The organism is Bartonella sp. W8151, assembly GCF_016100385.1.
Taxonomy (GTDB): Bacteria; Pseudomonadota; Alphaproteobacteria; order Rhizobiales; family Rhizobiaceae; genus Bartonella; species Bartonella apis.
Genome location: NZ_JACFSO010000005.1, coordinates 43935 through 59149, shown reverse-complemented (window position 1 = coordinate 59149; position 15215 = coordinate 43935). Strand labels below are relative to the sequence as shown.

The following is a 15215-nucleotide window of genomic DNA, read 5'->3' as shown; positions in this document are numbered from 1 at the left end:
GCCTTCCGGATAATGAACGACATCAGGTAAAGCTGAACCGGTTTTTCCCGCACTTGCGCTGCACTTGTGCTTGAAGTGGTTATTTTTCACTTCCGTTGTGCCAAACATGTACAATCTTGACACAATGACCTGTTCTAGTTCAGGAAAATGCTCTAAAGCAGAACAAAAAGCCTAGTGAAAGGATTCCTTTATGGCCAATGTGATTGACGGGAAAAAGCTTTCTGAAGATATCCTTGCCAAGGTAAAACAGGAAACAGCTGTTTTACGTGAACAACACGATATCCAACCGGGAATTGCGGTTATTATTGTGGGGGAAGATTCTGCCAGTAAAGTTTATGTCGCGTCCAAGGAAAAGCGCGCTGAAGAATGTGGTTTTTTATCCAACAAATATGAACTGGATGAAAAAACCAGCGAGGCGGATTTGCTTGCCCTCGTCAAGGAATTGAATGCCGACAAAAATATTCACGGTATTCTGGTGCAATTGCCATTGCCAGCCCATATCAATGCCGATCATGTGATACAGACAATTTCTCCGGATAAGGATGTTGACGGTTTTCACTATATCAATGCCGGTAAAGTTATGACCGGTGCAATCGAAGATGCATTCGTTCCCTGCACTCCCGCCGGTATCATGCTGATGGTTGAACATGGACTGGGTAAAGATCTTTCAGGCCTTGATGCAGTGGTTGTCGGCCGCTCGAATATTGTTGGAAAACCCGTTGCAGCGCTCCTTCTTGCTGCCAATGCGACAGTAACGATTGCCCATAGCCGCACCCGCGAGATTGATGATGTCTGCCGTAGCGCCGATATTCTTGTGGCCGCTGTCGGTAAACCGGAAATGATCAAAGGTGACTGGATAAAACCCGGTGCAACTGTCATTGATGTCGGCATCAACCGCATTCCCGCACCTGAAAAAGGTCAGGGGAAAACCCGTCTCGTCGGTGACGTCGAATATAAAACCGCAGAAAAAGTGGCCGGCTTCATCACCCCTGTTCCGGGCGGTGTTGGTCCGATGACAATTGCAATGTTAATGGCAAATACGTTGAAGGCTGCGTGCAAAGCAAACAATTTGCCATTGCCAAAGTTCTGATGTGATTGCAACATTTCCTTTCCAACATTTGTTGGATGGATGTCAGTTCATGAAATAAACGAAAAACGCTCCGGAATGTTCAAATCCGGAGCGTTTTTTATGAATAGAAAAGTTTGAACCAGCTATTTGCTCAAAGGCCCGACGACAACACTTGCTCCTTGATCGGCCCGCCCGACAAATTCACGGAAGACACGGAAAAGTTCGCGTCCGGTTCCGAATTCATTGGCTGAAAGATCAGGGTGTTTGATTGGTCTATTGTTGAATTCCTTTTCATCAACAAGAATTGTCAATGTTCCGTCATTGGCATCAAGCCGGATCATATCTCCGTCTTTCAACCGTGCAATCGGCCCGTTGTCCAGTGCCTCGGGCGTGACATGGATTGCAGCCGGAATTTTGCCGGATGCGCCGGACATACGACCATCGGTAACAAGAGCAATTTTTTGCCCGCGATCCTGTAATACGCCAAGAACTGTTGTGAGTTTATGCAATTCCGGCATGCCGTTGGCTTTTGGTCCCTGATAACGCACAACTGCAACAAAATCCTTGCCATCAAGTTTGCCGGCTTTGAAAGCCTCTTGAAGTTCCAACTGGTCATTGAAAACCAGCGCCGGTGCTTCGATCAACCAGCGTTCGGGTTTGACTGCCGACACTTTGATAATAGCCGCCCCCATATTGCCGGAAAGCACACGAATACCTCCATCCGGTTGGAAGGGTTTCCGCCAGCCGGCGAGCACCTTTTCATCGCCACTTTTTTCCGGCGCCGGTTCGCGCACCACTTGTCCGTCACTTCCCAGCTTCGGTTCGGTTGCATAAGCACTCAAGCCCTCGCCGACGACTGTGCAGACATCTTCATGAACGAGACCTGCTTCAATCAATTGTTTGATAACAAACCCCATTCCACCAGCGGCATGAAAATAGTTCACATCGGCAAGACCGTTAGGATAAACCCTTGCGATAAGCGGAACGACCGACGAAATTTCGGCAATATCGCCCCAGGTAAGATCAATACCCGCGGCATGAGCCATAGCGATCAAATGGATTGTATGGTTCGTTGAACCACCAGTCGCATTCAATCCGACAATGGCGTTAACAAAAGACCTTTCGTCGATCATCGCACCGACCGGCGTATATTCATTGCCAAGGGCGGTAATCTTGAGGGCGCGTCTGGTGGCTTCGCGCGTTAATGCATCGCGTAACGGAGTATTGGGGTTGATGAATGCGGCTCCCGGCATATGAAGCCCCATCATTTCCATCATCATCTGGTTGGAATTGGCCGTTCCATAGAAAGTGCAGGTTCCCGGTGCATGATAGGATGTCGCTTCCGATTGCAGCAACGCTTTGCGGTCGACCTTGCCTTCGGCATAAAGCTGGCGGATTTCCGCTTTCTTGTCGTTGCCCTGACCGGTTGTCATCGGGCCCGACGGCACAAAAATTGCGGGGATATGCCCGAACGTCAACGCGGCTATCAAAAGTCCCGGTACAATCTTGTCGCAGATGCCGAGATAAAGTGCAGCATCAAACACATCATGCGAAAGACCGACAGCTGCTGCCATAGCAATCACATCACGTGAAAAAAGCGACAGTTCCATGCCGGTATAACCTTGGGTAATACCATCGCACATCGCCGGAACACCGCTTGCAACTTCGGCTACACCGCCAGCTTCACGTGCTGCTTCCCTGATAATTTTCGGAAAAGCTTCAAAGGGCTGATGCGCAGACAACATGTCATTATAGGCTGTAATAATGCCGATATTACCGACGACATCTTCTTTCAACCGTTCTTTATCAAGCGGTGCGCAGGCGGCAAAGCTGTGCGCCTGATTGGCACAGGCAAAAAAGCTGCGACGCGGGCGATTTCGTGCTGCATGAGTGATGCGGTCAAGATAGATTTCGCGACTTTTTTTGGACCGTTCACGAATCCGGTCTGTCACGGCAGCAATTGTGCCTGAAAGAGACATCTTCTCTATTTCTCCTAAACTGAAACTGTATCAAATAACGAATGGGTTCCATCCGTGATCTGCTTTTCCTCTTCATTCGGCGACCAGTAAACCTGAACAGGATGGCGCGTATTTTTCAATACAGCGCGAATAGGCAGTTCTTCAACCGGCCCATCTTGCAAAGCCCGTTCAAAAACATCCAGTTTCGTCTGACCTTCAATATGAAGAGCAATAAAGCGTGCTTCAACGATCACCGGCAATGTAAGTGTCAGGCGGGCTTCCTTCAAGCCACGTGCATGAATTGGCAAGACCAGTGCACGTGACTCGGTGTCAATGGCCTGTTTCAATCGGTCGCCGCCCGGGAAGAACGAAGCTGTATGCCCGTCGGTTCCCATACCAAGCACAATCACATCAAAAGGCCTTGGCAGGCTGTTGATGCGACTTGCTGCGGAAAATGCCGCAAGCTCTGCAGTAATGGACGGGTTATAAAGGCCATAAAAGCGCGCTTTCGAGGCAAAATTTTGTAATAGGCTTGAACGCACAAGACGCTCGTTGGAACGATCATCTGTCACCGGTACAAAACGTTCGTCCACCAAAGTGACGAGAATATTTTTCCAGTCGATATCTGCCTTGGCGAGATAATGGAAAAAAAGTTCCGGCGTTTTACCACCTGACACTGCCAGCACTGCCTGTTTGCGTTCAACTATGGCAACACTCAATTCCGCTGCAACACGATCAGCCAAAGCTGAAGCCAATGCCGAAGGCGTATCGAAATTCAGCCGGTTTGTATCCATCAAGCTCATAACAAATACCCTAAACTGTATCGTTCCATGTACGACCATCCCGCTCGATCAGGGCAATCGATTTTGATGGCCCCCATGTTCCCGCGGTATAGCCTTGCACCGGCATTTTTGTCGCTTCCCATCCTTCTTCGATAGGGTCGACAAATCCCCAGGCAGCTTCGACTTCGTCACGTCGCATGAACAGCGTCTGGTTGCCGCGTACAGCATCCATCAACAAGCGTTCATAAGCATCGGGATTGCGAACCGGAAATGAATCGGCAAATGTCATATCAAGCGGCACATGATGAAGCCGCATTCCACCAGGCCCCGGATCCTTGATCATCAACCATTGTTTGACACCTTCATCAGGCTGCAAACGGATGACCAGCCGGTTCGGTACGATTTCACCAGCCTCGCTGCCGAAAATGTTATACGGAATGGGTTTGAAAGTGACGACAATTTCCGACATTCTTGTAGCAAGACGTTTGCCGGTGCGTAAATAGAAGGGTGCCCCCGCCCAACGCCAATTGTTGATATCAACTTTCAAAGCAACAAATGTTTCGGTATTGCTTTTATCTTTTTTTAGATCATCGAGATAGGAACCGACAGGTCCGCTTGTCGAAGCACCAGCCATATATTGCCCGCGTACCGTGTGGGTTGTTACATTATGGCTGTCAATGCGCGAAAGCGAATGCAGAACTTTAAGTTTCTCGTCACGGACAACATCGGCTGTGTTGGCTGAAGGAGGTTCCATCGCGACCAGACACAAAAGTTGCAGCATATGGTTTTGCACCATGTCGCGAAGGGCGCCTGCATTGTCATAATAACCGGCACGTCCCTCAAGCCCCACTGATTCAGCCACTGTTATCTGGACATGGTCGATGTGGGCGGAATTCCACAATGGTTCATAAAGAGCATTGGCAAAGCGCAATGCCATCAAATTCTGGACAGTTTCCTTGCCAAGATAATGGTCGATTCTGAAAATCTGATTCTCGTGGAAAACCCGCGCCAATGTATCGTTAAGCTTGGTTGCTGTTTCACGATCCCGTCCAATCGGTTTTTCGACGATAATGCGGGTTTCGTCGGTGACCAGACCATTTTTGCCCAAATGTTCGGCAATGCTACCGAAAAGTGCCGGACTGACCGCCAGATAAAAGGCTCTGATTGTGCTAGCCGAGGGGATCTCGATTGCTTTTTTCAACTTATCCCAACCGTCATCGGTTGTCGCATCGACCGGAACGTAACTCAGCCTTTTGAGAAAACGGTCGACTTCGCCCTTGTCGATATCAGCGGCAGAAACGTGTTTCTCGATCGCTTGACGTGCAAAATTGCGATATTCCTCATCGGTCAGTTTTGACCGTGATGTACCGATAATACGTGTCGGCTCACTGAATTGTCCCGAACATTGGCGATGATAGAGCGCAGGAAAGAGCTTTCTTTCGGCAAGATCGCCTGCACCGCCAAACACGATGCAATCAAACGGGGGTATAGGAATTATTTTACTTACCATGAAAATACCAAAGTCCTTAGACGCTTTACCTTAAGTCTTAATTTTCACTCATATCATATTATATATGCCTTGAGGTGCTGAATAAGCTGTTAATTTGACAATGACTTCACCATTAATTTTGTGTTTCAAGTCATTAAATTTTATCAGAAACGCTTTTTTTAAAGGCGTCGCACAAACAATCGGCTTTTTTCTTGCCGATTTTGGGTGGCTTAACATTTTTCGTTTCGCTCGTTTTGCCACTTTCCGCCGCGTATCGACCGGCAACGCGATAATATTCAGGCCGATAGAACTTTAAAAATACATCAAAATCTGTCCATCAATGCGAAAAAGCGCATTGCAAGCCAAAGCAACGGTTTTCTTAAAGTTTCGCCCCCCGGAAAAGGCGAAATTTTCAAATTTTTGAAACAGCGAATACGATCGCCTTTTTCTGTTATACTTTCCGCATAAAGTTTTCCCATAAACGGAGCAAGCATAACACCGTGGCCCGAATAGCCGCCGCAATAAGTAACATTTGGCATAATGTCACGAATATAAGGCATGCGTTCGACCGTTATCGCCACGGTTCCGCCCCAGCAATGGGTTATTTCGATTTCCTTTAATTTCGGGAAAATTTCCACCATTTGCGCACGAATGCGATCGCCAAGATGGTCAGCCACCGCATTATCATAGCTCTCGACACCGCCAAAAAGCAGGCGATTATCAATGCTTTTTCTGAAATAGCGGACGACGAAGCGCGAGTCGTCTACGGACTCTCTACCACGTAAAATTTCACTATCAATCGGCAACGGAGCTGTCGCGCCGATATAGGAACGTATCGGAACAATGGTGCGATCTACAAAACCTTTTAGCCCTTGATTGTAACCATTGGTGGCAAGCAGGACGTATTTCGATTTGATATATCCATCCGGCGTTGTGACGATACAATCATCATTCCTCTTTTCAAGTGACGTAGCGGGCGTTTTTTCATAAAGTTCCGCACCGGCTTCCGAAGCAAGAGACGCAAGTCCGACAACCAGTTTTAACGGATTGATGTGGCCGGTGCCGGTATCGCGGATGCCGCCATAATAGAAATTTGAACCCAAACGTTCTTTAGTCTCTTTCCCGTCCATGAACGACAATTGCTCATAGCCATAGCGCGCCATATTTTCGACATGCGCCTGATAAGCCGCAATCTCGCGCTTTTTATGGATAAGCGATAATTGTCCGGGAAAATAGTCGAGGCCTATTTGGCTGTCGAGGTTAATGATGTCTTTTTTGGCTTCTTCAGCCAAATCGAACAAAGCCTTTGTCCGCTCGTATCCAAGATTTTTTTCAAGCTTTTCTACCCATTGCCGTTGACCGGTCCCGAGTTGCCCGCCATTGCGGCCGGAGGCTCCATCGCCAAATCGTGCACCGTCGACAAGCACAACACGAAGTCCAGCTTTTGCCAGATGATAGCTTGCCGAAAGTCCGGTGAAGCCACCTCCGATAATTGCCACGTCACAATCCTTTTTCTCGTGAAGAGAGGGGTACGACGGACGGTTGGCAACGCTGAATTCATACCATGATATACCCGGCGAAATGGAATTCTCGTGAAACATCAACTGATATCCTAAACATTAAGCAGCAAATATTCCCGCTCCCAAGGACTGATAACTTCCATGAACGTCTCGAATTCCTGTCGTTTGATCGCAGCATAGGTGTTGACAAATGCGTCCCCCAACACCGACCGCAACCGCTTGTTTTCGTCAAACAACGCAACAGCTTCTACAAGTCCGCGTGGCAAATCGACCCGATCGGCATTAACAGTCTTTGACGACGGTTCATCAGGTTCGAGTTTGTCGATTAGCCCGATAAGACCGCAGGCGAGTGATGCCGCAAGTGCGAGATAAGGATTGGCATCGGAAGACGGAAGACGATTTTCTACCCGTCGTGCCTGAGGTGCCGAACGGGGAACACGAAATGCCGTTGTGCGATTGTCGTACCCCCAATGGAGATTGACCGGCGCCGAAAGATCCGGCACCAAACGGCGATAGGAATTGACATAAGGCGCAAGCATAACCATTGCACTTGCCATATGTTTTTGTAAGCCCCCCAGAAAATACCGGAAGGCTTCACTTTCACTTCCATCTGCGCGGGTGAAAATATTGTTTCCCGTCTTCACGTCGACAATAGATTGATGGATATGCATGGCCGAACCCGGCTGACCCTCTATGGGTTTGGCCATAAAGGTTGCATACATATCATGCTTGAATGCCGCCTCCCGAATGGTGCGCTTGAACAGAAAAACCTGATCGGCGAGTTCGATCGGATCACCGTGACGCAAATTGATCTCGAGCTGGCCTGCCCCTTCTTCATGGATCAATGTGTCGATTTCCAAGCCTTGCGCTTCGGAAAAATGGTACATGTCGTCGATCAGTTCGTCGAATTCGTTAACACCGGCAATAGAATACCCCTGCCCTCCACCGATTGCGCGACCGGAGCGGCCAACGGGCGGTGTCAACGGATAATCTGGATCAGGATTTTTCTGGACAAGATAAAATTCGATTTCCGGTGCCACCACCGGCTTCAACCCCAACTTTGTGTATGCTTCCACCACATTGCGCAAAACATTGCGCGGCGTAAATTCCACCCTTTTGCCTGTCTGGTAGACAATATCACAAATAACCTGCGCGGTCGGATCATCTTCCCAAGGGACAACGCTTAAAGTTGCAAGATCGGGCTCCAGCCGCAAATCGCCATCATCGGCAGGATAATGGAAACCGTTGCCATCCTCGGGATAATCGCCGGAAATCGTCGCCATAAACACAGCTGATGGCAGAGCAAGCGACGTATCGGAAGTAAACTTGTTTGACGGCATCATTTTGCCGCGTGCGACACCTGCCTGATCGGGTGTGATACATTCAATGTCTTCAATACCGCGAAAGGCCAGCCACTCCGACGCTTCTTTCCAATTTTTCACGCCATAAATATTCTTGAGATAAGCGTGCTGTATTTTTGTATTTTTGTCTTTTGTCTTTTTTGTTTTTTCCACAGTCATAAAACACCAAATTGAAATGTGTATCGTCTATCAATATTAACAATCAATTCTGAAAAATTGTGACGGGCACAATCGTTTGTCAACCTGACAATTGCCTTTCAATCGCTTTTGCCTTTCAACCGCTTTGCATCGAACCATGAGGACCAATTATAACCTACTATAATTTATTGTTGCGGTCTTGCCTGAAGCTGATCCTGTCAACATTGCCCTTCACTTTCCAATTGCCACCGGCAATCCGGCGCTTTGTGTAAACTTGCGCTCTGTGCAATCTGGCGAGAAAAATACTTTTTCTTGAAGCAAAGGACCTTTAAAACGACTCGTTAATAGGCGTTCAACTGTTCCAACGCCCGCTTGCCTATTCAAAAATCCTGACTTTTTTCCATTCTCCTGGCGGCAAACCGTTATCCCGCACTTTCTCGCTTGTATGAATTGCGGTTGTCGAAAATTGGGAGATTCCCGAAATATCATTATTCGTCGAAGAGGTTATCTCAGGACAGATCAAAAACCGGCCTTCACATTTTCATTTTCACTGTTCGTTTAAAGGCGCTCGTTGCGACCAAAAACGTATTCGGGCTTTTTAAACAGAGTTTTCGTTTCCGACCAATCAAAAAAATTCGACGCATAAAAGCAACGTCTTTCCATTATTCCGATAAAAATATGAGGAGATACAAAAAGCCGTAAAGCTTCAATTCGACTGGAGTAATAATAAAGCTTGAAGGGAATGGTACGGTTGGTGGGAGTCGAACCTACGACCTCTGGTGCCACAAACCAGCGCTCTAACCAACTGAGCTACAACCGCATCGTTAGAATTAAACATTCTGACGGGTGACATACGGAAGATCGAACAATTTTGCAAGTGCCTTAGCGCATTTAAACTCTATTTATTGGCATTTTCAGTCGTTTTTGTTTTGCCAAACTTCAAAAGTCCTGAAATTTTTGCTTGTCTATGTGGCGAGACTTACAAAATCGACAATGCATGCGGGTTAAAACACACGCAAAATGCGTCTCTTCTTTTTTATAGAAAACTTTCAATCAAAGGTTTTTTAAAACCGTACTCTTTCCTTGTCGCAGCGTTATTGAAGAAAACCGCTTCGCACTTTTCAGGCACTGCTTGGGTACTTTTGGGGAACCAAGTTTTGAGTAAACGCGGTTCTTATCCCAAAACCGTACTCTTTCCTTGTCGCAGTGCTTATGCTAAAAACCGCTTCGCACTTTTTAGGCACTGCTTGGGCACTTTTGGAGAACCTAAGTTTTTAGTAAACGCGCTTAATCAGGGATTTTACGGTTGGCCCATTCATCCAAAGACAGGTCGCGATACTCCCCTATCTTTTTCGCACCATCATTTTTCATGATTCCAATCACATTTTTCAGGATGCGTCTCGCAAGCCCTGCACCCTCAAAAACCATCGCACTATAAAGTTCGACAAGATCGGCACCGGCTTTGATTTTTTCGAGTGCTGTTTTCTCGTCATAAACGCCGCCAACACCGATAATTGCTTTTTTCTGCTGTAATCTCTTGCGCATCTTGGCAAGAACAATTGTCGAGCGTTCAAATAACGGCTTTCCGGAAAGCCCGCCCGATTCGCTCCTGAAGCTTTTATTTTCAAGACCGGTTCTTGAAAGAGTTGTATTGGAAACAATAAGCCCGTCAACATCGGAGTCGAGAAGCTCGGCGGCAACATCATCAAGCCCTTCTTCAGTCAAATCAGGTGCTATCTTTAAAAAGACCGGAACATGAACGCCCGTCTTCTGCTTTTCTTCCGCTCTTGCACCGCTTACCGACAAAAGCAATTCTCTCAAACTGTCACGGGCTTGCAAATTCCGCAAACCCGGCGTGTTCGGTGAAGAGATATTGATAGTAAAAAAGCTTGCAACATCATAGAAACAATGAACACCGCGCGAATAGTCGAGAATACGATCGTCGGAATCCTTGTTGGCTCCGATATTGACCCCGACAATGCCTTGCTTTTTACGCATGGCGAGACGTTTGTGAGCGGCCTCATGCCCCTCATTGTTAAACCCCATGCGATTGATCACCGCCTCGTCTTCACAGAGACGAAAGAGACGGGGTTGCGGGTTGCCCGCCTGCGGGCGCGGCGTGATCGTGCCAACTTCGCTAAAGCCGAAGCCCAAGTGCAATATTTGATCGGGAACTTCCGCATTTTTATCATATCCGGCAGCCAAGCCTAAAAAATTCGGGAATTCCAGACCGGCAATATTCACACCCAAACGTTGGTCACGGAACTCACTCCCTGAACCGAAGCCAGCTTTCAAAGCAAGAATAGAAAGCCTGTGGGCATTTTCCGGTGATAGGCAAAAAACCAACGGGCGTAATAAAGAACGATAGAGGTTCATGGCAAAACCTCGCTGAAATGGAATGTGCCTTTCTCGTCGGCTTCAAAAGGACTGACACCGACAACAGCTTCAAGTGATAATTCACCATAAAGATGAGGGAAAAACGCGTCCCCGCGAGACACCTCATAACGCAGTGCCTCTTCATCAAGCTCATCTTCATCAACGGCTACAAGCAAGAGATTTTTTTGCTCTTTGAAATGTTTATTTGCCGTTTCTGCCACCTGTTCGCCAGTTGAAAAGTGTATAAAACCGTCGGCAATATCAACTGCAGCACCGGAAAAAACACCCGTTTCCTCGGCTTTTTTCCATTCGTCTTTCGACACAATCTTATAAATCAAGGCCATATCTTTCGAGCCTAACATTCTTACCCCGCCAGACGTAAGCGCCCATGAGACGGGAAATATTCTTATTCATCCCTATATAAAAGATGTGAGAGTTTCAACCAAGGAATAAAAATGTCGACATTTCTAAAAACACTTGTTCTGGCATCCTTCTGCACCATCGGTTTGACAACAATCGGATCCGCATCCGATCATCGTTTCGAATTTCAAAAAGTCGATGGTGGTTATTTGCGTTTTGATGGCGATACCGGCAGCATCGACAAATGTCTTGATAAGGACGGGAAAATAATCTGTGCTATTTCCGGTGACGAACGCGCGCGCTATGAACAGGAAATCAAGACGTTGAAAGATAAAATTGCCGAGCTTCAACAAAATAAAGCTAAAACGAGCCTGCCCAGCAAACAGGATATGGATCAGGCTTATGACACAATGAAATATTTCTTCGACAAGTTTAAAAACGACTTCAAAAATAACGAAACTGCCCCTGATAATGGCGCTGATAAACTTTAAATCCTGAAAATTCCGCGATGTTTTTAGGTCGCGCAGGAAATAATAATAAAAGTCTTTTCTTATGGTAACCGTGCCATATTTTACGGTCAGAGCATAATCGTCAACGATTATTGCCAGAGTTAAGAACGATCAACGACAAGCGAGGAAGAGGCTGATGCTAAAAGAGTTTCGGGAATTTGCACTTAAAGGCAATATGATTGATCTGGCCATTGGTGTTATTATTGGCGGTGCCTTTGGCGGACTTGTCAATTCGATTGTCAATGATTTACTCATGCCGGTCATCGGGCTCATCACCGGTGGCATAGATTTCTCCAATATGTTTATCCAGCTTGCCGGTGAAAAACAGACAACCCTTGCGGCAGCGCGTGAAGCCGGTGCCACAATAGCCTACGGCCACTTCATTACTTTGTTCATCAATTTTCTTATCATTGCATGGGTATTGTTCATTGTTGTTAAAGCAATCAATGCAATGCATCGTAAAGAGCAACAAACACCTGCACCAAAGCCGGTTCCGCGTGACGAGGTATTGCTAACCGAAATACGCGATCTGTTGGCCACGAAAAAATAAGCTCAAAAAAGCGAAAGGCCATGCGGGGCAAAGTATGACAATATTTAAAACAAATGTAACAATCAGCCCGTGAGATTTGCCGCAGAATGTTCCGCAAAGCCGGTAATGTCGAAGTGTGTGACGAGTTTAATGCACCTGCAAGAAAAACAAAATTTTCGATAAGAAATATGGTTCTCGACACACCAGTGATATTAATGCGGCGTCCGATTTTTTGCCCTATTTCAAGAGAGCTCAATTTTTTCCGATGCGCTTATAATTGAGGTCCCTGTAAATTATGTGTTTTCAAAAGTTGTGTTTTCATAAATCGGCTTTATTTACACAACCTTTTCGGGCTGGCCTTCTCGATAGCGTTTTTCCAAAAGTACGCTTTTTCACGAGCGGTTAATGGGAAAAAACACTTCCACTGTTGTTCCCTGTCCCGGTTTTGATAAGAGAACGAGCCGCCCGCCAATTTTTTCGACAATCCCTTTTGTTGTCGGAAGGCCAAGACCGGTACCGGTAAACACAGCGTCCCCCGCGCGCCCGTCCTTTCTTGCAACCTGTCCATAGGGCTGAAGGGCGCGTGCCATTTCTTCCTCGTTCATACCGATACCATTGTCGCTTACCGACAATTTCACCAAATTCTTATCTGTTGAAGAAAGATGCACCACAATTTGACCGCCACTTTGGGTAAAACGGATAGCATTTGACAAAAGATTGAAAATAATCTGCCTGAATTCCTGCGCATCAATCCTGATTGCCGGTATTTTTGGCGGCATAATGATGCGAATAATAATGCCGTTTTCGTTTGCCTGATTTTCAAACAACGCAACCGATTTCCTCAACTGCTGGATAACGTCGAAACCCGGCACTGCAGATTGACGGTTGTCGATTATCTGCGCGTTACTCTGTCCACCTGAATGCGATCTTTCTTCGTAACGCGATTTTGCCTTTTCAAGAAAAGAGTTAACGAGTGACAATATATGTTTGCCCGAAGAAACAATGTCGCGCAAATAGCCACGGTAACGCTCGTTTTCTATTCGGCCGAAACGTTCTTCCCGCATGATATCGGCAAAACCGATCATGGCGTTAAGCGGCGTCCTGATCTCGTGGATGGTTTGTGCAAAAACCTCGTTATCATAGATTGGCTGGCTTTGAGCCGACACATTCGTCATATCGCGCAAAAGCCCCGCATATCCTTTTTGGTTGGAAAGCGGTACGAGAGTGACGAAAACCCGAATGTCATCACCGCCCTTAGTTCGAATATCGGCCGATTGACCACGGTTGAATAAGCGCTTTGCTCCACCGCTTTTAAGTGCGGCAAGATAATTATCGATCGCTTCTTCGGATGTCGGGCGGAACAAGCTTTTAAAAGGTTTACCGGTCACGTCCTGTCTTTCGTAACCGGTAAGAGCCGACGCGGCTGCGCTAAAACCTTCTATTGCGCCGTCATTATCAAGAAAGACAACACCGTCAGTTGCTGTATCCAGCAAATTGAGAAGGGAAGACTGTTCGGGGGTAAACTTGCTGTCGCCGGCCAATGTGTCGTCATGAGCTGTTTTATCTGTATTTGCAGCCTTCGAAAGCGGCCGTGCAACGGCAGGCAATTGTAATTCGCTGCGCAAACGCTCCGCAATTTCACGGAAAGCCGAACGTTCCGAACTGTTCAAAGCCGTGTCCTTATCGCGCTCTTGCGGAGACTGTCCAGCTTGTTTTACTTGCCCCCCAAGAGCCGTTTTGTCTTCATCATCCGGCGCAATATGATCTGGCAACAATTGCGATTGGATTATCTCGTCTTCAACCGGCTTTTCCGGCACTGGAGTTAATTCATTCCCGACAGTTGCGACAGAAGCGGCAACCCGATTTCCATTCTCCGGATTTGGTTGCCTGTCGACCGGAGCCTTCCCTATGCCAAAGCCGCGAAATCCTTCAATTTTTCCATCAAGCGACAAAATAGGAAGACCAGACAAAGAGACTTCCAAATTCGCGTATTCTCGTTTAGTTGGAAAAAGAACCACCTCGTGTTGAAAGGCGGTGCATTGCGAAATGTTTTTTTCAAGGTTTAAAAAACCGGAATTTTTGTATTCACTGGCAAGATAGGCAAGCGAACGCCCAAGCAATTTTTCAGCGTCACCCCCAAGATCATAAAACTCGCGGGAAAAATTGATGAACGCACTGTTTTTGTCCATTTGCCATGTAAAACGCTCCGGCTTTGCATGTGTCTTCAAGTTGTTCCGATCGTCCGCGTTTTCTTCTATTGCCGTGACATTGAAGCAAAGAACGAGAAAACGTTGTGGCATTTCGCCAAGGCGAATGGCATTGACCTGTACTTTTCCCCCGTCATTTTTCATCAATGTTTTAATGGGTGAAAAACCGTCAATAGAAGAAAGAAAAATTTGGAGCGCATCGCCAAGCGGCTGAAAATTTCCTGTTTTCGCAAGAATTTTGTTTTCGTCGTCACAAATAGCCGCCGAAATATTCTTACCTTCAAGCCCGAAAAGAAGTGCTTCCGGATGAGAGCTTGAAAGATTCCGATTTATATCATTTGCTGCTTTGCCTGCCCCGTTTGTTGTTTTTGCCGAATTGATCTCGGAGGCAAAGATAAACTCTTTCTGTTCGTCCGGCGCATTTTCCCCATATGTTTCATTTGATGCATAACCACCGGATATAAGTGACAGATTGAAAGACCGCGCTCCGTTTTTTCCACGCAAATGAACCGGATGACCGCTTTTGATGCCATTTTCGATCTGACGTTTAACAGCACTATCGAAAATTTCTTCCCGATCAAGTGCATCGGTAAGTGATGAAAAGCCGAAAAACGAGAGAGCAGCACCATCAAGCCACAATAAAACCGATGCGTTGCGGTCAAGCACGAAAGAACACTTGCCGCTCAAAAAAGCGTTTCTGATTGTACTTTGAGATAGAAAATCCAGAAATGCCAAGAATTGCTCCACCGGTTAAAGAAATGTTAATTCGATCTTTTACAGGAAAGAGCAAAAAGTTTCAAAAGGAATCAGGAAACATCCTTGTCGGCCGCTATAAAATTTTTGAAACTTCGGTTGAAAGATATCTTTCAAATATGTTCGAAACTCGTCAATCACTTCAATGGATTGACCGTCATTTC

Annotated in this window: 11 protein-coding genes and 1 tRNA gene; 3 read left to right on the top strand and 9 right to left on the bottom strand. The window is 46.7% G+C overall.

Features of this window, described 5'->3' with window-relative positions; translation table 11 throughout:
* The first annotated feature begins 190 nt into the window (after window positions 1-190).
* Window positions 191-1090, top strand: a complete 900-nt coding sequence (gene folD / locus H3V14_RS10360) for a bifunctional methylenetetrahydrofolate dehydrogenase/methenyltetrahydrofolate cyclohydrolase FolD (protein ID WP_075915493.1) — start codon at window positions 191-193, stop codon at window positions 1088-1090.
* A gap of 122 nt (window positions 1091-1212) precedes the next feature.
* Here folD and edd read toward each other — a convergent pair whose 3' ends face one another.
* The 8 genes from edd to H3V14_RS10320 form a co-directional block, all read right to left on the bottom strand.
* Entirely contained in the window at window positions 1213-3048 is a 1836-nt protein-coding gene (edd, locus tag H3V14_RS10355; RefSeq protein ID WP_198228469.1) for a phosphogluconate dehydratase, read from the bottom strand.
* A 14-nt stretch (window positions 3049-3062) separates the two neighbouring features.
* Entirely contained in the window at window positions 3063-3830 is a 768-nt protein-coding gene (gene pgl / locus H3V14_RS10350; protein ID WP_075869231.1) for a 6-phosphogluconolactonase, read from the bottom strand.
* Window positions 3831-3840: 10 nt separating this feature from the next.
* The gene (zwf, locus tag H3V14_RS10345) at window positions 3841-5319 is read right to left on the bottom strand and encodes a glucose-6-phosphate dehydrogenase (RefSeq protein WP_075869232.1); all 1479 of its coding nucleotides are present in this window, start codon (window positions 5317-5319) and stop codon (window positions 3841-3843) included.
* A 302-nt stretch (window positions 5320-5621) separates the two neighbouring features.
* Window positions 5622-6899, bottom strand: coding sequence for an FAD-binding oxidoreductase (locus H3V14_RS10340; protein WP_198228467.1), 1278 nt, complete (start codon window positions 6897-6899; stop codon window positions 5622-5624).
* 11 nt (window positions 6900-6910) lie between these two features.
* The gene (locus H3V14_RS10335; protein WP_198214592.1) at window positions 6911-8338 is read right to left on the bottom strand and encodes a glutamine synthetase family protein; all 1428 of its coding nucleotides are present in this window, start codon (window positions 8336-8338) and stop codon (window positions 6911-6913) included.
* A gap of 722 nt (window positions 8339-9060) precedes the next feature.
* Window positions 9061-9137, bottom strand: a tRNA-His gene (locus H3V14_RS10330).
* A gap of 467 nt (window positions 9138-9604) precedes the next feature.
* Window positions 9605-10693: a quinone-dependent dihydroorotate dehydrogenase gene (locus H3V14_RS10325; protein WP_198228465.1), complete on the bottom strand. Its 1089-nt coding sequence runs from the start codon at window positions 10691-10693 to the stop codon at window positions 9605-9607.
* Window positions 10690-11037, bottom strand: coding sequence for a DUF952 domain-containing protein (locus H3V14_RS10320; RefSeq protein ID WP_075869874.1), 348 nt, complete (start codon window positions 11035-11037; stop codon window positions 10690-10692). The genes H3V14_RS10325 and H3V14_RS10320 overlap by 4 nt, the downstream gene beginning before the upstream one ends.
* Window positions 11038-11148: 111 nt before the next feature.
* Here H3V14_RS10320 and H3V14_RS10315 point away from each other — a divergent pair, with 111 nt between their 5' ends.
* Both H3V14_RS10315 and mscL read left to right on the top strand, forming a co-directional pair.
* Window positions 11149-11544 (top strand): hypothetical protein, encoded by a 396-nt coding sequence (locus H3V14_RS10315; protein ID WP_198214590.1) that lies wholly within the window; start codon window positions 11149-11151, stop codon window positions 11542-11544.
* A gap of 154 nt (window positions 11545-11698) precedes the next feature.
* Entirely contained in the window at window positions 11699-12112 is a 414-nt protein-coding gene (gene mscL, locus H3V14_RS10310) for a large conductance mechanosensitive channel protein MscL (protein WP_198228463.1), read from the top strand.
* 371 nt (window positions 12113-12483) lie between these two features.
* Here mscL and H3V14_RS10305 read toward each other — a convergent pair whose 3' ends face one another.
* Complete coding sequence (locus H3V14_RS10305) at window positions 12484-15033, bottom strand: PAS domain-containing sensor histidine kinase (RefSeq protein ID WP_198228461.1); 2550 nt, start codon at window positions 15031-15033, stop codon at window positions 12484-12486.
* Between the last annotated feature and the right edge of the window lie 182 nt (window positions 15034-15215).

Excerpts from the sequence above, each read along its gene's own strand:
- H3V14_RS10325 (WP_198228465.1), bottom strand. The coding sequence starts at position 10,693 with ATGAACCTCTATCGTTCTTTATTACGCCCGTTGGTTTTTTGCCTATCA.
- H3V14_RS10335 (WP_198214592.1), bottom strand. The coding sequence starts at position 8,338 with ATGACTGTGGAAAAAACAAAAAAGACAAAAGACAAAAATACAAAAATA.
- mscL (WP_198228463.1), top strand. The coding sequence starts at position 11,699 with ATGCTAAAAGAGTTTCGGGAATTTGCACTTAAAGGCAATATGATTGAT.
- H3V14_RS10340 (WP_198228467.1), bottom strand. The coding sequence starts at position 6,899 with ATGTTTCACGAGAATTCCATTTCGCCGGGTATATCATGGTATGAATTC.
- edd (WP_198228469.1), bottom strand. The coding sequence starts at position 3,048 with ATGTCTCTTTCAGGCACAATTGCTGCCGTGACAGACCGGATTCGTGAA.
- H3V14_RS10320 (WP_075869874.1), bottom strand. The coding sequence starts at position 11,037 with ATGGCCTTGATTTATAAGATTGTGTCGAAAGACGAATGGAAAAAAGCC.
- H3V14_RS10315 (WP_198214590.1), top strand. The coding sequence starts at position 11,149 with ATGTCGACATTTCTAAAAACACTTGTTCTGGCATCCTTCTGCACCATC.
- pgl (WP_075869231.1), bottom strand. The coding sequence starts at position 3,830 with ATGAGCTTGATGGATACAAACCGGCTGAATTTCGATACGCCTTCGGCA.
- folD (WP_075915493.1), top strand. The coding sequence starts at position 191 with ATGGCCAATGTGATTGACGGGAAAAAGCTTTCTGAAGATATCCTTGCC.
- zwf (WP_075869232.1), bottom strand. The coding sequence starts at position 5,319 with ATGGTAAGTAAAATAATTCCTATACCCCCGTTTGATTGCATCGTGTTT.